The organism is Streptomyces sp. NPDC002888, assembly GCF_042888465.1.
Taxonomy (GTDB): Bacteria; Actinomycetota; Actinomycetes; order Streptomycetales; family Streptomycetaceae; genus Streptomyces.
In genome coordinates this window covers 24,431-48,020 of sequence record NZ_JBIAPU010000046.1, presented here as the reverse complement: position 1 = coordinate 48,020, position 23,590 = coordinate 24,431, and the positions used below count along the sequence as shown (strand labels likewise).

Here is a 23,590-nt window from a genome sequence, read left to right as displayed (position 1 = left end):
GGGTGCGACCGGGGTGAAGCCGGGCTCCGATGGGCCGTTGTGGCCTTCGTCATGGTCGGCGACATTTCGCCGAACCGGTGTCTACACCGAGCCCATGTGATCAAGTCGCCGCAGGATCACGCCCTCGCGCAGGGCCCACGGGCAGATCTCCAGTGTCTCGACGCCGAAGAGGTCCATCGCGCCCTCGGCCACCAGGGCGCCCGCGAGGAGCTGGCCCGCGCGGCCCTCCGAGACCCCGGGCAGTTCCGCGCGCTGGGCGGCCGTCATGGCGGACAGGCGCGGCACCCAGGCCTCCAGGGACTCCCGCTTGAGATCGCGCTGGACGTAGAGGCCCTCGGTGGAGCGGGCGGCGCCGGCGAGGCGGGCGAGCTGCTTGAAGGTCTTCGACGTGGCGACGACGTGGTCGGGGGCGCCGAAGCGGCTGAACTCGCCGACCGTACGAGCGATCTCGGTGCGCGTGTGCCGGCGCAGCGCCCGTATGTCCTCGGGGTCGGGCGGGTCGCCGGGCAGCCAGCCGGCCGTGAGCCGGCCCGCGCCCAGGGGCAGGGAGACCGCGGTGTCGGGCTCCTCGTCGATGCCGTACGCGATCTCCAGGGAGCCGCCGCCGATGTCCAGGACCAGCAGTTTCCCGACCGACCAGCCGAACCAGCGGCGGGCGGCGAGAAAGGTGAGCCGGGCCTCCTCGGCGCCGGTGAGGACCTGGAGCTCGACACCGGTCTCGGCCTGCACGCGCGCGAGGACGTCGTCGGCGTTGCTGGCCTCGCGCACGGCGGAGGTCGCGAACGGCAGCAGGTCCTCGACGCCCTTGTCCTCGGCGGCCTGGAGCGCCTCGTGGACGACCGAGACCAGCTTGTCGACCCCCTCGGGGCCGATCGCCCCGTCCTCGTCGAGGAGTTGGGCGAGGCGCAGTTCCGCCTTGTGCGAGTGTGCGGGCAGCGGGCGTGCGCCTGGGTGTGCGTCCACCACCAGCAGATGCATCGTGTTCGATCCCACGTCGAGGACACCGAGTCTCATGGAGGGAAACGCTACTGCCCAGGAGGCCGTGGGCCGTCCCCGAAGCGGCCTCTGTCGTCTTACCCTGGACGGGTGCCAAAGACGAAAAAGGCGAAAACCGACAAATCAACCGACGGTTCTTCGCGGGCGAAGTCGGCGAAGTCACCGAAGATGTCGAAGACGTCGAAGAAGGCCCCGGCAGGGGACGAGACGGGCCTCGACTTCGCACGCGCATGGGTGGAGTTCCCGGATCCGGCGGACGACGAGCAGATCTTCCGCTGCGATCTGACCTGGCTGACCTCGCGGTGGAGCTGCATCTTCGGAAGCGGCTGCCAGGGCATCCAGGCGGGCCGCGCCGACGACGGCTGCTGCACGCTGGGGGCCCATTTCTCCGACGAGGACGACGAGAAACGCGTCGCCGAGCATGTGGCGAGGCTCACTCCGGAGATCTGGCAGCAGCACGACGAGGGCACGGAGAACGGCTGGGTCTCGAAGGACGAGGAGGGCTCCCGGCAGACCCGCCCGTTCAACGGCTCCTGCATCTTCCAGAACCGGCCCGGCTTCGCCGGCGGCGCGGGCTGCTCGCTGCACATCCTGGCGCTGCGGGAGGGTCGCGAGCCGCTGGAGACCAAGCCGGACGTGTGCTGGCAGCTGCCGATCCGGCGTACGTACGACTGGATCGACCGGCCCGACGACACCCGGGTGCTGCAGGTGTCGATCGGTGAGTACGACCGTCGCGGCTGGGGCCCCGGCGGTCACGACCTCCACTGGTGGTGCACCTCGGCGACCTCGGCACACGGCGCCGGCGACCCGGTGTACGTGTCCTACCGCGCCGAACTGAGCGAGTTGATGGGCAAGGCCGGCTACGACCGTCTCGTGGAGCTGTGCGAGGCGCGGCTGGCGTCGCAGCTGCCTCTGGTGGCACCGCATCCGGCGGACCCTGCCGGGCCCGTCGGCGCGTAGGACCGACGGGTCGGTGGGGTGAGGGGCGTGTGCCGCCTCTCCCCTGCCGCTGCCGCCTGCCCCGTCGCCTGTCCCCTGCCGGCATCAGCCACCGGAGGGGCTCGGTGTGCCGCTCTCGCTGGGGGAAGGTGTGGGGTCTCCCGTGGCGGGTGGGGTCGAGGCGTCGGGAGTGGGCTGTGGGGACTGCGGTGGGGCCGTCGGGGTGGGATCCGTGGTGGGGGGGGTCGTGGGGGTCGGGTCCGGGTGGGGTGGGGGTGGGTCGCCGGGGCCCGTGGGGTCGGGGTGGGGGCCGGGAGCGGTGCCGTAGCCCTCGATGGAGACGACGGCGCCTGCCGGGGAGATCGCCACGCGCGCGTGCCAGTGCCCGGAGGGCTCGCGCAGAGGGTCGACGTACACCTTGATCGTCAACGACTCACCGGGCTCGAGCGTTCCCGAGGAGCGGCTCAGGTAGAGCCAGGCCGCCGAGGTGGACGCGGACCAGCGCACGGGCGCGTCACCGGTCGCGGTCAGGGTGACGAAGGTGGTGTCGCCGTTGTTGCCGGCCTCCACCGACAGCCGTCCCGCCCCGTTCCTGTGGGCGCCCGGGGCACTGATCACCTCCACGGACACGTCGGGCTCGTCGCCCTTGCCGAGGCGGCGGCCGGGCTGGGTGCTGACGTTGCCGGCGTTCTCGTACTCGCCCGCCGCCTCCCCGTCGAGGCTGTCGGTGCCCTGGAGCTCGCTCGCGCTGGCCGCGCGGCCGTCCATGCCCTCGGCGGTCGGCGTGCCCCGGTAGGCGGCCCACAGGGCGAGCACGGGGGCGGCGACGACGGTGGCCACGACGGTCGTCGTGACGGCACGCGCGCGCAGGCGGTCCCTCCGGGCGGCGCGGTCCTTGGGGTCCATCGGGAAACCGCGCCGGTCGAAGCGGGGCACGGCGGTGCCCCGCGCGCGCGGGAGGTGCGCCAGGGCGAGGTGCAGCGCCGCGCGGGGCGCCTCCAGGACGGGCAGCTCGGCGGGCGTGACGGTGGCGCCGGGCCAGCGACCCGGGGCCGCGCGCTCGGCGGTGCGGCGGCATCGCGGACAGTCGTCGACGTGCCGGACGAGCTCGCAGCGCAGGGCCGAGCCGAGCACCAGCTGGTTGTCGCCGGCGAGACGGGCCGCGCCGGGACAGGTGCCGGTCTCGACGACGGCGAGGGCCGCGCGGGTGCGCTCGACCTCGCAGGCGGCGGAGGCGAGCAGGTCGCGGGCTGCGGCGAGGCCCATGCCGAGGACGGCGGCGACCTCGTGGGCGGCCAGATGGTGGCGCACGGCGAGTTCGAGCGCCTCACGCTGCTCGGGCGTGGTCCCCGCGGCCTCCGGCCAGGCGAGCTGGGCGAGTTCACGCCGCCGCTCCTCCTGGACCTCTGCGGGGACGGACGGTCCCGCGGGCTGCGCGGCCGGCAGCCGGTGGGCGCCGCGCCGGCCCGCCGCGTGTGTGGCCTGACGTCTCTGCTTGGCCTCGGCCAGCTTGCGCAGGCACGCCCAGCGGGCCAGCGCGTACAGCCAGGCCCTGCGGTCACCGGCGGCCTCCGGGCCGCGCTGCCCGCGCCGCTCGGCGAGCGCGACGACGTCGCCGAGGGCGGAGGTGGCCGCGTCGTGGTCGCACAGCACGGACAGGCAGTAGGTGAACAGGCCGTCCAGGTACGGCTCGTAGCGCGCGGGCGGCCACTGGGCCACCGTGCGCGCCGCACCGCGATCGCGCGCCTCACGGTGCGCCCGGTGTGCGCCGGTGGTGCGGGTCGAGGTCTGCGGACTGCTGCTCATCACCCGTGCGACCGTAGGTGGGGAGACATGTCCCCATCTCGCCCCTTGAGCACTTTTAATTCGTACGGGTGAAACGATCCCTCATACGGCTACTGGAACGGTTTATTCCGTTTTTTCGGGTCTCACGCGTGGACGGGAGAGGCCCGGCGCCGCCCGCGCTGTCAGTGCCGGCGGCTACGGTTCCGTCCATGGCTGCCCGTACGAAGACCACCAAGGACCGCCCGTCCTACCGCTGCACGGAGTGCGGCTGGCAGACGGCCAAGTGGCTCGGCCGCTGCCCCGAGTGCCAGGCGTGGGGGACGATCGAGGAGTACGGCGCGCCCGCGGTCCGCACGACGACACCGGGGCGGGTCACCACCTCCGCCGTGCCCATCGGCGAGGTCGACGTCCGTCAGGCCACCGCCCGCTCCACCGGTGTGCCGGAGCTGGACCGGGTGCTCGGCGGTGGACTGGTCCCCGGCGCGGTGGTCCTGCTCGCGGGCGAGCCCGGCGTCGGCAAGTCGACGCTGCTGCTCGACGTGGCGGCCAAGTCGGCGAGTGACGAACACCGCACGCTGTATGTGACGGGCGAGGAGTCGGCGAGCCAGGTCCGGCTGCGCGCCGACCGCATCAGGGCCATCGACGACCACCTGTATCTCGCCGCCGAGACCGACCTCTCGGCCGTGCTCGGCCACTTGGACGCGGTGAAGCCGTCGCTGCTGATCCTCGACTCCGTGCAGACGGTGGCCTCCCCGGAGATCGACGGCGCACCGGGCGGCATGGCACAGGTGCGGGAGGTCGCGGGCGCCCTGATCCGGGCCTCCAAGGATCGCGGGATGTCCACCCTTCTTGTGGGCCATGTCACCAAGGACGGCGCCATCGCCGGACCGCGCCTCCTCGAACACCTCGTGGACGTCGTCCTGCACTTCGAGGGCGACCGGCACGCGCGCCTGCGTCTCGTGCGGGGCGTCAAGAACCGCTACGGCGCGACGGACGAGGTCGGCTGCTTCGAACTGCACGACGAGGGCATTACCGGCCTCGCCGACCCAAGCGGACTTTTCCTGACTCGTCGTGACGAACCGGTCCCCGGCACCTGCCTGACGGTCACCCTGGAGGGCCGCCGCCCCCTGGTCGCCGAAGTCCAGGCGCTCACGGTCGACTCGCAGATCCCCTCCCCCCGGCGTACGACGTCCGGGCTGGAGACCTCCCGCGTCTCGATGATGCTCGCGGTGCTCGAGCAACGGGGCCGGATCAGCGCCCTCGGCAAGCGGGACATCTACTCCGCGACGGTGGGCGGAGTGAAGCTCTCGGAGCCCGCCGCGGACCTGGCGATCGCCCTCGCCCTGGCCTCCGCCGCAAGCGACACCCCCCTGCCGAAGAACCTCGTCGCGATCGGCGAGGTGGGCCTCGCGGGCGAGGTCAGACGGGTCACGGGCGTCCAGCGCCGACTCTCGGAGGCACACCGTCTGGGCTTCACACACGCGCTCGTGCCGGGCGACCCCGGCAAGATCCCTGCCGGTATGAAGGTCCTGGAAGTCGCCGACGTGGGGGACGCCCTGCGGGTGCTGCCGCGCTCCCGTCAGCGAGAGGCCCCGCGGGACGCGGAGGAGCGCCGGTAGACTTTGCCCTGGTCTCGCCCGTCCGTACGAACCGAGTGCGCGAAACGGGAGCACCCCAGAACCCGCGACCGGAGGAGTGCAGTGGCAGCCAACGACCGGGCGGCAGCTCCCGGAAAGTCCGGTGGGAGCTCCGGTGCCGACGGCCTGATGCGCGCCTCGCTGAGCGCGGTGGCTCCCGGCACGGCGCTGCGTGACGGCCTCGAGCGGGTCCTGCGCGGCAACACCGGCGGCCTCATCGTGCTCGGCTTCGACAAGACCGTCGAGACGATGTGCACGGGCGGTTTCGTCCTGGATGTCGAGTTCGCGGCGACCCGGCTGCGCGAGCTGTGCAAGCTCGACGGCGGCATCGTGCTCTCCTCCGACCTGTCGAAGATCCTCCGCGCGGGCGTGCAGTTCGTGCCCGACGCGACGATCCCCACGGAGGAGACGGGCACCCGGCACCGTACGGCGGACCGGGTCTCCAAGCAGGTCGGCTTCCCGGTGGTCTCGGTCTCGCAGTCCATGCGGCTGATCGCCCTGTACGTGGACGGTCAGCGCCGTGTCCTGGAGGACTCGGCGGCGATCCTGTCCCGCGCCAACCAGGCCCTGGCGACCCTGGAGCGCTACAAGCTCCGCCTGGACGAGGTCGCGGGCACGCTGTCGGCGCTGGAGATCGAGGACCTGGTGACGGTCCGGGACGTCTCCGCGGTGGCGCAGCGTCTTGAGATGGTGCGCCGCATCGCCACCGAGATCGCCGAATACGTGGTCGAGCTGGGCACCGACGGCCGGCTCCTCGCCCTCCAGCTCGACGAGCTGATCGCGGGTGTGGAGCCCGAGCGCGAGCTGGTCGTGCGGGACTACGTCCCCGAGCCGACGGCCAAGCGCTCCCGCACGGTCGACGAAGCCCTGTACGAGCTGGACGCCCTCTCCCACGCCGAGCTCCTCGAACTGTCCACGGTCGCCCGCGCGTTGGGCTACACGGGCTCCCCCGAGGCCCTCGACTCGGCGGTCTCCCCCCGCGGCTTCCGCCTCCTCGCCAAGGTCCCCCGCCTGCCCGGCGCCATCATCGACCGGCTGGTGGAGCACTTCGGCGGCCTCCAGAAGCTGCTGGCCGCGAGCGTCGACGACCTCCAGACGGTGGACGGCGTCGGCGAGGCCCGCGCCCGCAGCGTCCGCGAGGGGCTGTCCCGGCTGGCGGAGTCGTCGATCCTGGAGCGGTACGTCTGACCCACGGCCGCGAACCTCGCGGCCGTGCACTCCCGCTTGGTCCGGGACCTGCCCGGCCGGTCATGCCGCAGACGGACAGGGCTTAAGGGCCTGTCCTAGTCGGCGGACAGCACGAACGACGTCTGTGCCTTCGCGAAGCCCGGCGCCTTCGACTCCAGCAGGTAGGTCCCCGCGCCCGCCGACCCAGCGGGAGGCGTCGCGCACTCCGAGGCGCTCGGCTTGCGGTCCCACTTCACGGTGTAGGTGATGCTGGTGCCCGCGGGGACCCGGTACAGCAGGCTGCCGGAGACCTTGGGGCAGTCCGCCGAGGACCAGTAGTCGTCCTCGCTGCCCGCCTGAGTGATGGTCAACACCGAGTTCTTCGGGCCGAGATCGACCTTGCAGTCATGTGCGGAGGAGTTCTTCGCGACCAGCTGGAAGGCCGGCGTCTGGTCGGGCGAGTACGTGTTGTGGACGCTGCGCAGGGTCAACGTGACCACGCCTGCTGTGCAGTTGGGCAGGGTCGATCCGGCCGGCAACGCCGTCCCCGTGCCGCCGGAGCCGACGGTGACCTCGCCCGCCCCGCCGGACCCCGCGGAGCCCGATCCGCTCCCGCCGGAGCCCCCGGAGCCGGAGCCCGAACCCGAGCCGCTTCCGGAGCCGTCGTCGGACCCAGAACCGGACCCGGAGCCGGAGCCCGAGTCGGATCCGGAGCCGCTGGAGTCCCCTCCGCCCGACTCGTCGCGTCCGCCCGGGGCTTGGCTGATCGCGGGCCCGGAGCTGGACGGGCCCGGCGTGATCGTGGGCGCGGGATTCTTGCCGTCGGAGCCGTCGCCCTGGTTCTTCCCGTCCCCTCCGCCGGAGACGACGATCCAGGTGACCACCAGGGCCAAAAGGGCGACCACAGACAGCAGTACGGCCCTCCGCCGCCAGTAGATGGTGGAGGGAAGCGGCCCGACCGGATTGCGCAGAGATCCCACGGCGCAAACTGTACGAGAGATCACCCAGTTCGCTCGCCTCACATGCCGCCGGGAGCACAACTTTTCACGATCATCATTCCGCGAACTGCCGCCCCACCCCTGTCTTTCGTCAGGTGCGGCACGCGACGATCGCAGGGTGTGACGGCGACGACCGGTCGCCTACCGTCCGTGACCATGAACTCCGAGGACGCCGGGCTCTACCGCGACATCACCGACTTCGCCCATGACACGCCCGGGTGGGTACAGCACTTGACCGAGACCTGGACGGAGGCCGGACTCCTGCTGTTCGCCGCGCTGTTCGTCACGGCATGGTGGCGGTCCCGCCGCGGCACGCCCCAGGCCTTCGCGATCGCGGTCCTTGCACCTCTGGCCACTGCTGTGGCGTACGTCTGCAGCGAGGTGCTGAAGACGGCCGTCACCGAGGAGCGTCCGTGCCGCGCGGTCGCCGACGCTGCTGCCTCCCTGACACCCTGTCCGCCGCACGGCGACTGGTCCTTCCCCAGCAACCACGCCACGATCGCGGGTGCCGCCGCCGTCGCCCTGGCGCTCGCCCGACGCGCGCTCCTGTGGCTGACGGCCCCGCTGGCCCTCCTCATGGCCTTCTCCCGGGTCTTCGTCGGCGTGCACTACCCGCACGACGTCGCCGCGGGGCTCCTGCTCGGCGCGGTCGTCGCCACCGTCGCCGTACGCCTGAGCACACGTCCGGCGGTGCGGGTGGCGGAGGCGATGCGGGGCTCCTCTGCGGCCCTCGTACGGTGGTTCACCGGGCCCGGGCCGTACCGCGGCGCCGCGTACGCGTCGGCGGGCCGGCGCTGAGCCCGCCCCACACGTCGGCAGGGCGCGCCGGGGCTCAGCCCTCCACCAGACCCGCCTCGTACGCCACGATCGCCGCCTGCACGCGGTTGCGGACGCCGAGCCGGTCGAGGACCGCGCTCACGTACGCCTTCACGGTGCCCTCGACGAGGTGCAGCCGACCGGCGATCTCCGGGTTGGACAGTCCCGCTCCGACCAGCGCGAGGACCTCACGTTCGCGCGGGCTGAGCAGCCCCACGCGCGCGCGTGCGTCCGACTCACGGGCGAGCCGTCCGCCGCCGAGGCCGTCGACGACGTAGCGGGCCACCTTCGGCGACAGGAAGGCGGCGCCGCCCGCGACCGCCCGTACGCCCGCTATCAGCTCGTACGGGTCGCCGGACTTGAGCAGGAATCCGGTGGCGCCGCCGCCGAGCGCCCGGGCCACGTACGCCTGTTCGGAGAACGTGGTCAGCATCGCGACGGCCGTGCCGGGCACGGTCCGTACGATCTCCTCCGCGGCGGCGAGGCCGTCCAGGCGGGGCATGCGGATGTCCAGCAGGGCCACGTCCGGGCGGTGGGCGCGGGCCAGTTCGACCGCCTCGTGTCCGTCCCCGGCCTCGGCGACGACCTCCGTCTCCCCGCCGCTCGCGAGGATGGCGCGCACCCCCGCCCGTACCATCGCCTCGTCGTCGGCCAGCAGTACGCGGATCATCCTGCGAACTCCCTGTACTCCTCGCGCCCCTCGCCGGACAGACCGGCTCTGGGGACCACGTCCTTGGCGACCAGGCGCCCCTCGTCGTCGAAGCACAGTCTGAAGTGGTCGACGGAGACGAGGAGTTCGCCGCTGGCCCGGTAGTAGCGGCAGTGGGTGCCCTTCGGCGGCGTCGGCGCCCGTTCCGTGGGCGGGTCCGTCACGGCGCGCTCCGGCAGTACGCGCGCGAGTTCCTCGGCCGACGCGCCGGGGCGCAGTTTCGCGTACGCGGCGGGCGCCAGTACCGAGTGGGTCTTGGTGTAGGCGTACCAGCCGAAGCCCCCGCCGAGCAGGACGACTCCCGTGCAGGCGGCGCCCGCGAGGGCCAGGACGACACGGCGGCGGGCCCGGGTGAAGGGAGCCGAGGGGGCGGGGCGGGCCGTGGGCGGCGCGGGCTGTGCGGGGACGTGGGCCCGGACCCGGAAGCCGTCCTCGTGCGGGCCGGCCGCGAAGTCGCCGCCCAGCGCGGTCACCGCGGCGCGCAGGCCGCGCAGACCCGAGCCGCCCGAGGACGCCGAACCCTCCTGTGTGGGGCGTCCGTTGGTGATCGTTACGGTCGTGCCGTCGTCGTCCTCGGCCGCCGCCACGGTGACGGGGGCGCCCGGCGCGTGGCGGGCCGCGTTGGTCAGGGCCTCGCGGACCACCCCGTACAGGATCCGCTCGGTGACCCCGCCGGGCGTCACGGTCGTGGCGGCTTCCGTCGGCTCCCAGCGCACCGGCAGTCCCGACTCGGCGGCGCGGGCCACGAGTTGTTCGACGCTCTCGCCGGCGGGGGTCAGGGGTGCCGGCTCGTCGTCCTCGCGCAGGACGCCGATGATGCGGTGGAGGCGGTCCGTGGCGTCGGCGGCGGCCGCGCGCAGGTCGGCCACGGCGGTGCGATGGTGCTCCGGGAGGTCGGCGGCGACCTGGAGGGCACTCGCGCGCAGGGCGATCAGGCTCAGTTCGTGTCCCAGGGAGTCGTGCATGTCCTGGGCGATCCGCGCACGTTCCCGCAGTCGGGCGCGCTCCTCGGCGCCTCGCCGCTCGCCCTCCAGCCGGGCGGCCCGGTTCCAGCCCGCCTCGGCCAGCTCGCGGCTCTGCCGCCAGTAGCGGCCGCCCAGCCACGGGAAGACGCAGCCGAAGAGCAGCGTGGCCATCAGGACCACCCATTCCGGCGCCGGGTCGATCCCGACGAGTGCGGTCTTCGCGGTGCCCGCGCAGGCGACGGCGGCGAAGACGAGGGCCGCGGGGCGCGCCCGGTCCGCGCGCAGGCCGAGCAGCAGGGCGAGGACGCCCAGGGCAAGGCCGTAGGACACGTTGAACAGGGCGGGGGCGGCGGCCAGGTTCAGGGCGGCCGTCAGGGCGAAGGCCGCCAGAGGCCGGCGTCGGGCCACGGCGACGGCCACGGCGAGCACCCCGAGCCCGGCCCCCTGCTGCCAGGCCGGGCGCGGCTCGTTCAGCCCGAGGCGGTCCGCGCTGAGCGCGGGGAGCGCGAGGACGGCCCACAGGAGGGCAGCGCCGACACGCGGGGGAGGACGTTCCATCCGCCCGACGCTACAAGCGGTGGGCGGGGCGGCACTGCTGTCGATCGTCAGGTGCTGCAGGGGGCGGATGGGGTTGTGCGGTGTGACGTACCGGCGTGTGCGGGCGACCGCGAACCGCCGGACCGGGGTGGCGGTCAACGCATGTGTGCCCCTCGTCGTGGGAGGATCGGAAGGTCATGACTGCGCCCACGAAGCCCCCGCACAGCAGCCCCGCCGACGCCGTCTCCGGCCCGCGACGCGGCGAGGACCCGTCCCCCGGAGAGAGCCTGCACGCCCCTGTCATCGACTGGTTCGAGGAGCACGCCCGCGATCTGCCGTGGCGGCGCCCCGAGGCCGGTGCGTGGGGTGTGATGGTCAGTGAGTTCATGTTGCAGCAGACGCCGGTGAGCCGCGTCCTGCCGGTCTACGAGCAGTGGATGGTCCGCTGGCCCCGCCCCGCGGACCTCGCCCAGGAGGCGCCCGGCGAGGCGGTGCGCGCCTGGGGCCGGCTCGGCTACCCGCGCCGCGCCCTGCGCCTGCACGGCGCCGCGGTCGCCATAACGGAGCGGCACGGCGGAGACGTACCGTCCGACCACGCGCAGCTGCTGGCGCTGCCCGGCATCGGCGAGTACACGGCTGCCGCCGTGGCCTCCTTCGCGTACGGGCGGCGGCACGCGGTCCTGGACACCAATGTGCGGCGCGTCTTCGCGCGCGCGGTCACCGGCGTGCGGTACCCGCCGAACGCCACCACCGCCGCCGAGCGCAGGCTGGCGCGCGCGTTGCTGCCCGAGGACGAGGGGATCGCCGCGCGCTGGGCCGCCGCCTCCATGGAGCTCGGCGCCCTGGTGTGCACGGCGAAGAACGAGACGTGCCACCGCTGTCCGATCGCCGCGCAGTGCGCCTGGCGGCTCGCGGGCAAGCCGGAGCACGAGGGTCCCCCGCGGCGCGGGCAGACGTACGCGGGCACGGACCGTCAGGTCCGCGGCAAGCTGCTCGCCGTACTCAGGGAGGCCCACGCGCCGGTCCCACAGGCCGCGCTCGACCGGGTGTGGCACGAGCCGGTGCAGCGCGCGCGGGCCCTGGACGGGCTCGTCGCGGACGGGTTGGTGGAGCCGCTGCCGGGCGGGCTCTATCGGCTGCCGCTGAGCTGACGCACAGACACATCACAGGCGTACGGGCCGTCGTAACGGCGTCCCGGACCGCCAAATCACCCCATAAGCATGGTAAACGGTGTGTCGCCTTACCCGTTTCCTGCTTTCGTTACACAACCGACGGACAGCCGAGCGCTGTCCGCAGGCTGCTTCGGACAGCCCCGTGACAACCGCTCCGTAGCTTCTTTCTCGTGCCGACAGGCACGGGACGGTGGCGGACCACACGGCCACACAGGCAGACCACACGCACCGCGAGCCGTCCCCCAATGAAGTGAAACCCGGCCGACGAACAGGCCGGGAAACGGGGAGCGGAGGCGGTCGATCATGGCGCAGGGCGAGGTGCTCGAATTCGAGGAGTACGTCCGCACCCGGCAGGACGCGCTGCTGCGCAGTGCCCGCCGGCTGGTCCCGGACCCGGTCGACGCCCAGGACCTCCTCCAGACGGCGCTGGCGCGGACGTACGGCCGCTGGGACGGCATAGCGGACAAGCGGCTGGCGGACGCCTACCTGCGCCGCGTGATGATCAACACGCGGACCGAGTGGTGGCGGGCCCGCAAGCTGGAGGAGGTGCCCACCGAGCAGCTCCCGGACGCCTGCGTGGACGACTCCACCGAGCAGCACGCGGACCGTGCCCTGCTGATGGACGCCATGAAGGTGCTCGCTCCGAAGCAGCGCAGTGTCGTGGTGCTGCGACACTGGGAGCAGATGTCCACGGAGGAGACGGCCGCCGCCCTCGGCATGTCGGCCGGAACGGTCAAGAGCACGCTGCACCGGGCGCTCGCCCGGCTCCGCGAGGAGCTGGAGGCCCGCGATCTGGACGCACGCGCGCTGGAGCGTGAGGAGCGGGAGCGTTGCGCGGCGGCCTGACCGGGGCCGGGCCCACACCGGCCCGAGGAACCTTCCAGGCGGCGATCACGGCGGTGGCCGTGCTCGCCGCCCTCGCCCTTTTCGTCGCCGCGTGCGCCACCGGCGGCACCGGAGCCCGTGACGAGGGACCGGCCCACGCGGACACGGTGGTGGGCGGCGCGGCGTCGCCCGCGGCGATACCCTCCTCCCCCACCCCGACCCCCGACCGGGGGAAGGCGGTCCGGCTCGTCAAGGACGACCCGCAGGTCTCGGCGGAGGTCAAGCGCGAGCTGAAGCCGTGCGTCGCCGACAAGTACCCGGTCGAGGTGTCCTACGGCGAGCTCACCGGGGGAGCCGCCGAGGACATCGTGGTCAACGTGCTCACGTGCAGCGACGCGGTCGGCGTCGGATCGTACGTGTACCGCGAGTCCGACGGCCGGTACGAGAACGTCTTCAAGGCCGAGGAACCCCCGGTCTACGCGGAGATCGACCGGGGCGACCTGGTCGTGACCAAGCAGGTGTACGAGAGGGGCGACCCGGTGTCGGATCCCTCCGGCGAGAACGTGATCACGTACCGCTGGGCGGCGGGCCGCTTCGCCGAGAGATACCGCACGCACAACGACTACAACAACACCGTCGGCGAGGATCCCACCGTGGCACCCGAAAGCAGTTGAGCAACAATTTCCCGACTGCGTGAACCGATCGGCCCACTCGATCCGATGCATGGGTGAAGGCAGGCGACACGAGACCCGCCCCGAGACCGACACGAGGACTGAGAGCACCGGGATGGCAGACCAGACCCACGTCCTGTTCGTCGAGGACGACGACGTCATCCGCGAGGCCACCCAGCTCGCCCTGGAGCGGGACGGCTTCGTGGTCACCGCCATGCCCGACGGGCTGTCGGGCCTGGAGGCGTTCCGGGCGGACCGCCCCGACATCGCGCTGCTGGACGTCATGGTCCCCGGCCTGGACGGCGTGAGCCTGTGCCGGCGCATCCGGGACGAGTCGACCGTGCCGGTGATCATGCTGTCGGCGCGCGCGGACTCCATCGACGTCGTGCTGGGCCTGGAGGCGGGCGCCGACGACTACGTGACCAAGCCGTTCGACGGCGCCGTCCTGGTCGCCCGGATCCGCGCGGTGCTGCGCCGCTTCGGGCACGCGGCCGGCGGCGACCGGCTGGACGAGGGCGGCTCGGCGGCGCCGGGTGGCGTGCTGAGCTTCGGTGACCTGGAGGTCGACACCGAGGGCATGGAGGTGCGCCGCGCGGGACAGCCGGTGGCCCTGACGCCCACGGAGATGCGGCTGCTCCTGGAGTTCTCCTCCGCGCCGGGCACGGTGCTCTCGCGCGACAAGCTCCTGGAGCGGGTGTGGGACTACGGCTGGGGCGGGGACACCCGCGTGGTCGACGTCCATGTGCAGCGACTGCGGACGAAGATCGGCCAGGACCGTATCGAGACGGTCCGTGGCTTCGGCTACAAGTTGAAGGCCTGAGCGGGGCGACATGCGGGGGATCTTCCGGCACCTGGATCCGACGCGCGGAGGGCGCGTGGAGCACGTGGGCATGCGTACGGGCCTGAGGTGGAAGCTGAGCGCGGCGATCGCGCTGGTCGGAGCGCTGGTGGCGATCGCGCTCAGTCTGGTCGTGCACAACGCCGCCCGGGTGTCGATGCTGGACAACACGCGTGACCTCGCCGACGAGCGGGTCCGGATCGCCCAGCGCAACTACGAGCTGTCGGGGCGGCCGAACTTCCCCAGCATCAAGATCGACGACCCGGATCTTCCGTCGGAGCTGCGGCAGAAGGTCGAGGAGGGGCGCCGGGCGACGTTCGTGTCCGACCGGGCGGGCGGTGGGCCGGACATCTGGGCGGCCGTGCCGGTCAAGGACGGTCATGTGCTGTCCCTGCACACCGGGTTCACCGACCGCAGCACCGACATCCTCAAGGACCTCGACCAGGCCCTGGTGATCGGGTCCATCGCGGTCGTCTTCGGCGGCAGCGCGCTGGGAGTGCTCATCGGCGGGCAGTTGTCACGCCGGCTGCGCAAGGCTGCGGCCGCGGCGAACCAGGTCGCCCGGGGCGAGACGGACGTGCGGGTGCGGGACGCGATCGGCGGGGTCGTGCGGGACGAGACCGACGACCTCGCGAGCGCGGTGGACGCGATGGCGGACGCGTTGCAGCTACGCCTGGAGGCGGAGCGCCGGGTCACCGCCGACATCGCCCACGAGCTGCGCACTCCGGTGACCGGTCTGCTGACGGCGGCCGAGCTGCTGCCGCCCGGCCGGCCGACGGAGCTGGTGCTGGACCGGGCGAAGGCGATGCGCACCCTCGTGGAGGACGTCCTGGAGGTGGCCCGGCTGGACGGCGCGTCCGAGCGGGCCGAGTTGCAGGACATCGTGCTGGGCGAGTTCGTGGCCCGCCGGGTGGCGGCGAAGGACCCCGCCATCGAGGTGCGCGTGGTGCACGAGTCGGAGGTCACCACCGACCCGCGGCGCCTGGAGCGGGTGCTGTTCAACCTGCTGGCCAACGCCGCGCGGCACGGCAAGCCGCCGATCCAGGTCACCGTCGAGGGCCGGGTCATCCGGGTCCGCGACCACGGCCCCGGCTTCCCCGAGGACCTCCTCGCCGACGGCCCGAGCCGCTTCCGCACCGGCAGGAGCGACCGCTCCGGCGCGGGCCATGGCCTCGGCCTGACCATCGCGGCGGGTCAGGCACGGGTGCTGGGCGCCCGGCTGACGTTCCGCAACATCCGGCCGGCCGGCGCGCCCGAGCACATACCCGCGGAGGGCGCGGTCGCCGTCCTCTGGCTGCCGGAGCACGCGCCGACGAACACGGGGAGCTATCAGACGCTGCCCTGACCGGCCGTGGGTGGTGGCTCAGCCGAAGTCCTTCGAGAAGTCGAGTTCCGCACTGCGCTCGGTCAGCGAGAACCAGTTGCCGTTGTCGTCGCGGAAGATCGCCTCGATGCCGTAGGGACGCTCGGCCGGCTCCTGGATGAACTCCACACCGCGCGCATTGAAGGTCGCGTAGTCACCGCGGCAGTCGTCCGAGTGGAAGGCGCCCCCGCCGATGACCCCCTTGCCGACCAGCTTCTTCAGCGCCTCGGCGGATTCGGGGTCGAGGCCGGGCCCGTCCAGGCTCATCAGGGCCAGCTCGACGTCCGGCTGGTCCTTGGCGCCCACGGTGATCCACGTCATGTCGCCGAGGGCGAGCTCGGTGCGCACCTCGAAGTCGAGCTTCTCGGTGAAGAAGGCCTTGGTGCGCTGCTGGTCGAAGGTCCACACGGTGGCGATGCCCAGTCCCTTGATCATGGCTCTGCGCTCTCCTCTGGTGCTTGCTCTGGTGCTTGCGGTTCCTGTTCGTCACCGTAGGCAGCGGGAGAGCCGGGGCGCTTCTTCAAAGTTGCCCTCCTGAATCCCCCGGCCCAGAGCATCGCGTAACACCCGGGGATGAGAGAGGCGCCGCGGCCCACGTGCCTGCCCCGGTATTCGCTCGGCGTGAGCCCGGTCCGTGCCTTGAAGCGGGTCGAGAAGGTGCCGAGGCTGCTGAAGCCGACCAGGTGGCAGATCTCGGTGACCGTCAGGTTGGCGCCACGCAGCATCTCCTCGGCACGCTCGATACGGCGGTGCGTGAGGTACTGGCCGGGTGTCTCGCCGTACGCCTCCTTGAACGCCCTTACGAAGTGGAAGCGCGAGTACCCGGCGTGCGTGGCCACCGCGTTCAGGTCGAGCTCCGGGTCGGCCCAGTCATGGTCCATGGCGTCCTTGGCGAGCCGCAACTGCCGCACTTTGTCCATGGGGCCGATGGTGGCACGCGGGACCGACACGGGCGCCGGCACGGCACGGGGCATGACGAAGGCCCCCGGGGCGGACACGCGCCGGGGGCCTTCGGGGTTCGGTCGGGTCAGACGGCCTCGACCACGGGCGGCTGTGCCGATGCCGTGCCGTCCGCCGATCCCTCGTCCGCCTTCTGCGGTCCCGCCCCCTTGAGCGGAACCTCCTTCACGAACACGGCCGCCGCCAGCGCGCCCACCGCCACGATCGCTCCCAGCAGGAACGCCGAGTGGGTACCCGCCGACACCGCGTGCTGGTAGGCGTCCCGAGCCGCCTCCGGCAGCTTCGCCAGGCTCGCCGCGTCGAGCTGGGCGGACTGCTCGGTCACCTTCGAGCCCAGCGCGCCGCCCCGCTCGGCCATGACGTCCTGGACGCGGTGGTTGAACAGCGCGCCCATGATGGCGACACCGAAGGAAGAGCCGAGCGTACGGAAGAGGGTGGTCGACGAGGAGGCGACACCCATGTCCTTCATCTCGACGCTGTTCTGCGCGACCAGCATGGTGATCTGCATCAGGCAGCCCATGCCGAGACCGACGACGGCCATGTACACACCGGACGTGAGCCGGCTCGTGTCGGTGTCCATGAGCGACAGCAGGTACAGCCCGACGATCATCAGCGTGCTGCCGACCACGGGGAAGATCTTGTACTTGCCGGTGTTCGTGGTCACCCGGCCCGCGATCATCGAGGTGACGAGCATCGCGCCGAGCATCGGCAGGAGCAGCAGCCCGGAGTTGGTCGCGGAAGCGCCCTGCACGGACTGCTGGTACAGCGGCAGGAAGAGCGTGGCGCCGAACATCACGAAGCCGGTGATGAAGCCGATGATCGACATCAGGGTGAAGTTGCGGTTGCGGAAGATGTGCAGCGGCACGACCGGCTCGGCGGCGCGGGTCTGCCAGAAGACGAAGCCGACGAGCGCGGCCACGCCGATTCCGATGAGCTCCATGATCCGCGCGGAGCTCCACGCGTACTCGGTGCCGCCCCAGGTGGTGACGAGCACGATGGCGGTGATGCCGATGGTCAGCAGCGCGGCACCCAGGTAGTCGATCCGCGCCTTGGCCCGCTTCTTCGGCAGGTGCAGCACCGCGCTGATCGCGGCCAGCGCCACCACGCCGAGCGGCAGGTTGATGTAGAACGCCCAGCGCCAGCCCCAGTGGTCGGTGATGGTGCCGCCGACCAGCGGACCGCCGATCATCGCCAGCGCCATGACGCCGGCCATCATGCCCTGGTACTTGCCGCGCTCCCGGGGCGGGATCAGGTCACCGATGATCGCCATGACGCCGACCATCAGACCACCGGCGCCGAGCCCCTGAACGGCACGGAAGCCGATGAGCTGCCCCATGTCCTGCGCCATGCCGCTGAGCGCGGAGCCGATCAGGAAGAGCACGATCGACGTCATGAAGGCGCCCTTGCGGCCGTACATGTCGCCGAGCTTGCCCCACAGCGGGGTGGAGGCCGCCGTCGCCAGCGTGTACGCCGTGACCACCCAGGACAGGTGTTCGAGCCCGCCGAGCTCGCCCACGATCGTCGGCATCGCGGTGCCCACGATCATGTTGTCGAGCATCGCGAGCATCATGGTGATCATGAGCGCGAGCAGGACCACCCTTACGCTCTTGGGCTGTTTGTCCGAGACTTCTTGTGTGTTCGTGTCCACAGCTTGTGCGTCCGCCATCGTCTTCCACTCCCCCCGGCCACGGCCCACTTACTTGCCGCCCGGCTAGTTCAGTACACTCTGGAAAATAGACCTGGAACTAGCCGGGCGTCAAGTAAGTTTTGATGGGGGACGGGGAGCACGAGAATGGGCGGCACCATGGACAGCACCAAGCGGCAGCGGCGCGGCAACACGCGCCAGCGCATCCAGGACGTGGCGCTCGAACTCTTCGCCGAGCAGGGCTACGAGAAGACCTCACTGCGCGAGATCGCCGAGCGCCTGGACGTCACCAAGGCCGCGCTCTACTACCACTTCAAGACGAAGGAAGAGATCATCGTCAGCATCTTCCAGGATCTGACGAAGCCGATCGAGGAACTGATCGAGTGGGGCGCCGCCCAGCCGCACACCCTGGAGACCAAGCACGAGATCGTACGGCGCTACAGCCAGCACCTCGCCGACGCGGCACCGCTCTTCCGCTTCATGCAGGAGAACCAGGCGACGGTGCGGGAGCTGCAGATCGGCGACTCGTTCAAGGACCGCATTCGCGGCCTGCGCGACATCATCATCGACCCCGACACTCCCCTGGTCGACCAGGTCCGCTGCGTCAGCGCCATCTTCACGCTGCACGCCGGCATGTTCCTCCTGCAAGACCTCGAAGGCGACCCCGAGGACAAGCGCAGCGCTGTCCTGGAGGTCGCCGTCGATCTGGTGACGCAGGCGCACCAGGGCACCTGATCAGCGAGCGGTCAGACCTTCACGCCCTTGGAGTGCAGGAACTTGACCGGGTTGACGGCCGAGCCGTAGTTCGCGGTGGTGCGGATCTCGAAGTGCAGGTGCGGGCCACTGGAGTTGCCGGTGTTGCCGGACCGCGCTATCTGCTGACCGGTCTTCACGACCTGGCCGACCTTCACCTGGATGCGGGAGAGGTGGGCGTACTGGGAGTACGTCTTGTTGCCGTGCTTGATGACGATGGCGTTGCCGTAGGCGGGGCCGTCACCGGCGCCGTTGCCACCGGCCTTGACGACCGTACCGCCGTGCGCGGCCATGACCTTGGTGCCGCTCGGCACGGCGAAGTCCTGACCGGAGTGCTTGTGCGCCCACATGCCGCCGGCCTGGTTGAAGCTCGCGCTGAGCTTGTACTTCGCCACCGGGTCGATCCACGAGGCAGCCGACGCCGCCGCCTTGACGCCGGTGAACTCCGCGGCCGACGCGACCCCGGTTCCCAGCACGACCGACACACCGACGGCGGCGGCCACGCCGGCCACACGGGGGCGGAGCATGGACGAACGAGAAGAACGGGACGAGACGCGCTGGAACATCGAAACCTCATGGGGAAGGGGACAGAAGAAACCACCCGGCGGACGGGCATCCGCCGAATGGGTCATCCCTTGGTAACCCCGGGGCACACATAAGCCCAAACGTGTGACCTACGACGTAATCTAGTACTAAAGGTCTAGATTGCACGCTTCTTGATACAACGCCCATTCAGTACCGAACCGCCCAGAGCACGGGAATCACGGTCCGGGTCATAACCATAAAGTCCCTTTTGCTCATATTTTCGCTATCACTATTCCGCCTAGTACCGGACAAATCGCCTGTGCGGCATGTCACCGGCCCACGAGATCGAAAGACCCCGGAATGTGACGGGGGCTACGCTGAGCGCCTCAGGTCAACGGCCTTCGGGGGAAGGGGCGTCGGGTGGATCCCGCGGTCATCGGCACGCGCCTGGCATCGAGCGTGATGGGCCCGCTGGTGAAGCGGCTGTTCGTACGCCAGGACCCCGGCGCCGGGCTGGTCGACCGGCCCGTACGGCTGTCCGCGCTGGTGTCCTTCCGGGGCGAGAAGCGGGCGCTGACCGAGATGGACGTACGGAAGATCGCCGCCGTACTGGTCCGGCAGGCGGTGGAGTCGCCGGGTGAGCCGCCCTTCCCCGCGGACGAGGTGACCGCCGTCACCAACGCCCTCACCGCCAAGCTGCTCGCGCTGGGCGACCTCGACATGGACGACGTACAGGCCGTACGCCTGGGCCATCGCGAGCTGGCCCGCGAACTCCACCGCCGCTCCCCCACCCGCGACCTGACCTCCGACGCCTCCCTCTTCCTCGACTCCCTCACCGAGTGGTCCTGCGTCCACGTGGTGAACTTCTTCACCCAGCGGTCCACCTTCGTGGCGCGCACGCTGGTCGAGCAGAGCCGGGGGCAGGCCGAACTCATCGCCAAGCTCGACGAGTTGATCATCCGCACACCGCGCAGGGACACCCGCGACACGGCCTTCGAGCAGCAGTACCTCGCGTATGTCGGCCGCAAGCACGGCAAGTTGCTGATCTACGGGGTGGATCTGGTGAACTCGCCGGGGAAGTGGCCCCTGGACGTGGCGTATCTGAGTCTGGAGGCGTCGGCTCCCGCCGGGCTCGCCGAGGAGATCGTGTACTTCGACTCGGTGCGGCGCAGGACCCAGACGCTGCTCCAGGAGGCGGAGGCCACCGCCGAGCAGGCCACCTCCCCCACGGCGCGTCATGACGCACGGGAACGGGCCTGGAAGGCCAGACTCGCCCTGGACCACGCCACACACCGGGCGCAGACCCTCGCCGCGCGTCACGAGGCCTCCGCCACCCCCCGCCCCGCCGACGAGGCCCTCGCCGACCACGACCGGCTCTTGCTGCGCGGCGAGGCCGGCTCCGGCAAGACGACCCTCGTGCAGTGGCTGGCCGTCTCGGCCACCCGGCAGGAACCCGACGGCCGTATGGCCTACCTGCGCGACCGGATCCCGTTCGTACTGCCCCTGCGCACCCTGACCCGGCACGGCGGCCGCCTGCCCGCTCCCCGGGACTTCCTCGCCGCCGTCGGCGCGCCGCTCGCCGGAGAGCAGCCGGACGGCTGGGAGTCACGCGTACTCAACGCCAGACGCGCACTCGTGCTGGTCGACGGCATCGACGAGGTGCCCGAGAGTGAACGCGCCCTCGCCCGCACCTGGCTGGCCGACCTGATCGAGGCCTATCCGGGCAACCGCTGGCTGGTCACCTCCCGCCCGTCGGCCGTACGCGAGGACTGGCTCGCGGACGAGGGGTTCACCGAGCTCGCGCTCTCCCCCATGCGGCCGCAGGACGTGGCGTCGTTCATCAGCCGCTGGCACGCGGCCGCCCGCACCGGCGGCGGCCCCGAGGAGGACGCCGCCCTCACCGCGTACGAGACCCAACTCCTGCACGCCGTACGGGCCAAGCCGGACCTCGGGCGGCTCGCCACCAACCCCCTGATGTGCGGCCTGATCTGCGCCCTGCACCGCGACCGCCGCGGCTTCCTGCCCGTCGGCCGCAAGGAGTTGTACGAGGCCGCGCTCACCATGCTGCTCGCCCGCCGCGACCGCGAGCGCGGCCTGCCGGGCCCCGAGCTGCGCGAGGAGCCCCAGCTGCAGATCCTGCAGCGGCTGGCGTACTGGCTCATCAAGGACGGCCGCACGGAGATGGCTCGCGACCGCGCCCTCGCCGAGATCGGCAAGGCACTGCCGGCACTGCCCGAGATGGAGGCGCTCGGGCCCCCGGAGACCGTCCTCGCCCATCTCCTCGACCGCAGTGGCCTGTTGCGCGCGGCCTCCGCCGACACGATCGACTTCTGCCACCGCACGTTCCAGGACTTCCTCGGGGCCCGCGCGCTGCTCGACGAGGGCGCCTTCGGGATGGTCCACAAGCACGCGGCGGACGATCAGTGGGAGGACGTCATCCGCATGGCCGTGGCCCAGGGCCGCCCCCGCGACCGGGTGGAGATCCTGCGCGAGCTGCTGCGCGACGACTCCCCGCGCGCCCTGCTGCTGGCCGCGTCCTGCCTGGAACAGGCCACGGAGCTGGACCCGTCGGTACGGACCGAGATCGAGAGCGGTGTCGGGCGTCTGGTCCCGCCCCGCACCCTGGAGGCGGCCTACGAACTGGCCTCCGTCGGCCCCCTCATCCTCGACTTCCTCTCTCCGCCCGAGCGTCTGACGGCCCCTGCGGACGACACCGACCCCGACGAGTCGGCGCACCTCTGTGTCCTCACCGCCTCCCTGGTCGGGACCGACGCGGCGATTCCCTACCTCGCGCGCTTCAGCGACCACCCCTCCTGGCGCGTACGCAAGCAACTCTCCGGCGCCTGGCACCGGTTCGACACGGAGGTCTACGGCCGTGAGGTCGTCGCCCGCCTCCCCCACCACGACCTCTACCTGGTCGCCCACGCTCCGGCGGAACTCGCGGCCCTGCGCGACATGGGCGGACGCCCGTGGATGCAGCTGGAGGGCGACTTCCCGGCCGAGGCCCTCACGGACCACCTGAACCCGGGCCAGCTCACCCGGCTCGACCTGCGCGGCACCGTCTCGGACATGTCCGTGCTGGCCCGGTTCCCCCGGCTGGAGATCGTGGACATCACCGACTGCCCGGACGACACCCCGCTGGCGGCTCTTCGGGACCTGGCCGGCCTCCAGCAACTCGGCCTGTCCGCCCGGCACGCCAGCGCGGCCGCCCGCTCGGGGCTCGCCCTCGCGCAGGTCACGACCCTCTACCTCTACGACCTCGCCTCGGACCGCCAACTCGCCCCACTGCCGGGCGCCTTCCCCGCCCTGGAGACCCTCAGCCTCTTCGCCCGCCCGGGATACGACCCCCGGCAGGACCGCGATCTGCTGACCGGGCTGTTCCCCGACACGGCCGTGCGCGTGACCGAGGTGGCACGTCGGGCCAACCACGAGTGACGCCCACTCACAGTCCATTGTGAGCCTCGCCACAAACGCCGACCGACCCATGGGAGCGCTCTCCGACCTGCCGCTACCGTCCAGTAACCCGCTGGTTCCCCTCAAGCCACTCCCACCCACCAGCATGCCCACGACACCGGCAGCGCACGGACGCGAGAGGACCCCCACACACATGACCAGAGGCACCTGGACGCGCAGAATTGGCATGACCGCGATAAGCGCGGTGGCCGTCACGGCGATGGCCGTTCCCACCGGCGCCCAGGCCGCGACGGCCACCAGCACCTCCCCCGTCGCCGCCACCACCGTCACCGCCGCCGCGGATGACGTCGACTACGACACCTGGCAGAAGGACTGCCAGGCCGCCATGGGCCAGGCCCTGCCGTACCTCAAGCAGCGCATCGCCGCGACCAAGCCCGGTGAGAAGCAGGCGATCGTCCTCGACATCGACAACACGACGCTGGAGACCGACTTCGGCTTCAGCTACCCGCAGCCGGCCAACGAGCCGGTCCTCGACGTCGCCAAGTACGCCCAGGACCACGGCGTCTCGCTGTTCTTCGTCACCGCCCGCCCGGGCATCATCTCCGGCGTGACCGACTACAACCTCAAGTACGTCGGCTACAAGGTCTCCGGCCTCTACGTCCGCGGCTTCCTCGACCTCTTCAAGGACGTCGCCGCCTACAAGACCGCCCAGCGCGTCGACATCGAGAAAAAGGGCTACACGATCATCGCCAACATCGGCAACAGCGCCACCGACCTCTCGGGTGGCCACGCCGAGAAGACGTTCAAGCTGCCGGACTACGACGGGCAGCTGTCGTAACCCAGGGCATGCGAAGGGGGCCGGTGCTCGAAAGCAC

General features: G+C 71.6%; 21 protein-coding genes. 12 read left to right on the top strand and 9 right to left on the bottom strand.

Annotation, left to right across the window (positions count from 1 at the left end; all coding sequences use genetic code 11):
• Positions 1–81 precede the first annotated feature (81 nt).
• Positions 82–1,014 (bottom strand): Ppx/GppA family phosphatase, encoded by a 933-nt coding sequence (locus ACFYWX_RS45140; RefSeq protein WP_389431264.1) that lies wholly within the window; start codon positions 1,012–1,014, stop codon positions 82–84.
• Positions 1,015–1,086: 72 nt separating this feature from the next.
• Here ACFYWX_RS45140 and ACFYWX_RS45135 point away from each other — a divergent pair, with 72 nt between their 5' ends.
• Positions 1,087–1,956: a hypothetical protein gene (locus ACFYWX_RS45135; RefSeq protein WP_389431262.1), complete on the top strand. Its 870-nt coding sequence runs from the start codon at positions 1,087–1,089 to the stop codon at positions 1,954–1,956.
• A gap of 84 nt (positions 1,957–2,040) precedes the next feature.
• On the opposite strand, the gene ACFYWX_RS45130 is transcribed toward ACFYWX_RS45135, so the two are convergent.
• A complete protein-coding gene (locus tag ACFYWX_RS45130) occupies positions 2,041–3,744 on the bottom strand; it encodes a hypothetical protein (RefSeq protein WP_389431261.1) in 1,704 nt (567 codons plus the stop codon).
• 185 nt (positions 3,745–3,929) lie between these two features.
• Between ACFYWX_RS45130 and radA the strand changes: the two genes are divergently transcribed.
• Complete coding sequence (radA, locus tag ACFYWX_RS45125) at positions 3,930–5,339, top strand: DNA repair protein RadA (RefSeq protein WP_389431259.1); 1,410 nt, start codon at positions 3,930–3,932, stop codon at positions 5,337–5,339.
• 81 nt (positions 5,340–5,420) lie between these two features.
• Positions 5,421–6,545 (top strand): DNA integrity scanning diadenylate cyclase DisA, encoded by a 1,125-nt coding sequence (gene disA, locus ACFYWX_RS45120; RefSeq protein ID WP_389431258.1) that lies wholly within the window; start codon positions 5,421–5,423, stop codon positions 6,543–6,545.
• 95 nt (positions 6,546–6,640) lie between these two features.
• Here disA and ACFYWX_RS45115 read toward each other — a convergent pair whose 3' ends face one another.
• Complete coding sequence (locus ACFYWX_RS45115; protein WP_389431256.1) at positions 6,641–7,504, bottom strand: hypothetical protein; 864 nt, start codon at positions 7,502–7,504, stop codon at positions 6,641–6,643.
• Positions 7,505–7,678: 174 nt separating this feature from the next.
• Here ACFYWX_RS45115 and ACFYWX_RS45110 point away from each other — a divergent pair, with 174 nt between their 5' ends.
• Positions 7,679–8,320: a phosphatase PAP2 family protein gene (locus ACFYWX_RS45110; protein ID WP_389431254.1), complete on the top strand. Its 642-nt coding sequence runs from the start codon at positions 7,679–7,681 to the stop codon at positions 8,318–8,320.
• A 34-nt stretch (positions 8,321–8,354) separates the two neighbouring features.
• Here ACFYWX_RS45110 and ACFYWX_RS45105 read toward each other — a convergent pair whose 3' ends face one another.
• A complete protein-coding gene (locus ACFYWX_RS45105) occupies positions 8,355–9,008 on the bottom strand; it encodes a response regulator (RefSeq protein ID WP_389431253.1) in 654 nt (217 codons plus the stop codon).
• A complete protein-coding gene (locus ACFYWX_RS45100) occupies positions 9,005–10,708 on the bottom strand; it encodes a sensor histidine kinase (protein WP_389431252.1) in 1,704 nt (567 codons plus the stop codon). Before ACFYWX_RS45100 ends, ACFYWX_RS45105 begins: the two co-directional genes overlap by 4 nt.
• Before the next feature lie 38 nt (positions 10,709–10,746).
• Between ACFYWX_RS45100 and ACFYWX_RS45095 the strand changes: the two genes are divergently transcribed.
• From ACFYWX_RS45095 to cseC, 5 genes are all read left to right on the top strand, one after another.
• Positions 10,747–11,700 (top strand): A/G-specific adenine glycosylase, encoded by a 954-nt coding sequence (locus ACFYWX_RS45095; protein WP_389431250.1) that lies wholly within the window; start codon positions 10,747–10,749, stop codon positions 11,698–11,700.
• A gap of 324 nt (positions 11,701–12,024) precedes the next feature.
• The gene (locus ACFYWX_RS45090; protein WP_069773156.1) at positions 12,025–12,567 is read left to right on the top strand and encodes a SigE family RNA polymerase sigma factor; all 543 of its coding nucleotides are present in this window, start codon (positions 12,025–12,027) and stop codon (positions 12,565–12,567) included.
• Positions 12,552–13,220, top strand: coding sequence for a hypothetical protein (locus ACFYWX_RS45085; protein ID WP_389431248.1), 669 nt, complete (start codon positions 12,552–12,554; stop codon positions 13,218–13,220). Before ACFYWX_RS45090 ends, ACFYWX_RS45085 begins: the two co-directional genes overlap by 16 nt.
• A 112-nt stretch (positions 13,221–13,332) precedes the next feature.
• Positions 13,333–14,037, top strand: coding sequence for a two-component system response regulator CseB (cseB, locus tag ACFYWX_RS45080; protein ID WP_389431247.1), 705 nt, complete (start codon positions 13,333–13,335; stop codon positions 14,035–14,037).
• 10 nt (positions 14,038–14,047) lie between these two features.
• Entirely contained in the window at positions 14,048–15,400 is a 1,353-nt protein-coding gene (gene cseC, locus ACFYWX_RS45075) for a two-component system sensor histidine kinase CseC (protein ID WP_389431245.1), read from the top strand.
• Positions 15,401–15,418: 18 nt separating this feature from the next.
• Here cseC and ACFYWX_RS45070 read toward each other — a convergent pair whose 3' ends face one another.
• The 3 genes from ACFYWX_RS45070 to ACFYWX_RS45060 form a co-directional block, all read right to left on the bottom strand.
• Entirely contained in the window at positions 15,419–15,853 is a 435-nt protein-coding gene (locus tag ACFYWX_RS45070; protein WP_389431244.1) for a VOC family protein, read from the bottom strand.
• Complete coding sequence (locus ACFYWX_RS45065; RefSeq protein WP_389431242.1) at positions 15,850–16,338, bottom strand: helix-turn-helix transcriptional regulator; 489 nt, start codon at positions 16,336–16,338, stop codon at positions 15,850–15,852. The genes ACFYWX_RS45070 and ACFYWX_RS45065 overlap by 4 nt, the downstream gene beginning before the upstream one ends.
• 107 nt (positions 16,339–16,445) lie before the next feature.
• Positions 16,446–18,044, bottom strand: a complete 1,599-nt coding sequence (locus tag ACFYWX_RS45060) for an MDR family MFS transporter (protein ID WP_389431241.1) — start codon at positions 18,042–18,044, stop codon at positions 16,446–16,448.
• A gap of 126 nt (positions 18,045–18,170) precedes the next feature.
• On the opposite strand from ACFYWX_RS45060, the gene ACFYWX_RS45055 reads away from it, so the two are divergent.
• Positions 18,171–18,758 (top strand): TetR/AcrR family transcriptional regulator, encoded by a 588-nt coding sequence (locus ACFYWX_RS45055; protein ID WP_389431240.1) that lies wholly within the window; start codon positions 18,171–18,173, stop codon positions 18,756–18,758.
• A gap of 11 nt (positions 18,759–18,769) precedes the next feature.
• Here ACFYWX_RS45055 and ACFYWX_RS45050 read toward each other — a convergent pair whose 3' ends face one another.
• The gene (locus tag ACFYWX_RS45050) at positions 18,770–19,342 is read right to left on the bottom strand and encodes a M23 family metallopeptidase (protein ID WP_389431238.1); all 573 of its coding nucleotides are present in this window, start codon (positions 19,340–19,342) and stop codon (positions 18,770–18,772) included.
• A gap of 379 nt (positions 19,343–19,721) precedes the next feature.
• On the opposite strand from ACFYWX_RS45050, the gene ACFYWX_RS45045 reads away from it, so the two are divergent.
• The gene (locus tag ACFYWX_RS45045; RefSeq protein ID WP_389431237.1) at positions 19,722–22,736 is read left to right on the top strand and encodes an NACHT domain-containing protein; all 3,015 of its coding nucleotides are present in this window, start codon (positions 19,722–19,724) and stop codon (positions 22,734–22,736) included.
• A gap of 172 nt (positions 22,737–22,908) precedes the next feature.
• On the top strand, positions 22,909–23,553 hold the full coding sequence (locus ACFYWX_RS45040; RefSeq protein WP_389431236.1) for an HAD family acid phosphatase: 645 nt from the start codon (positions 22,909–22,911) through the stop codon (positions 23,551–23,553).
• The last annotated feature ends 37 nt before the right edge of the window (positions 23,554–23,590 follow it).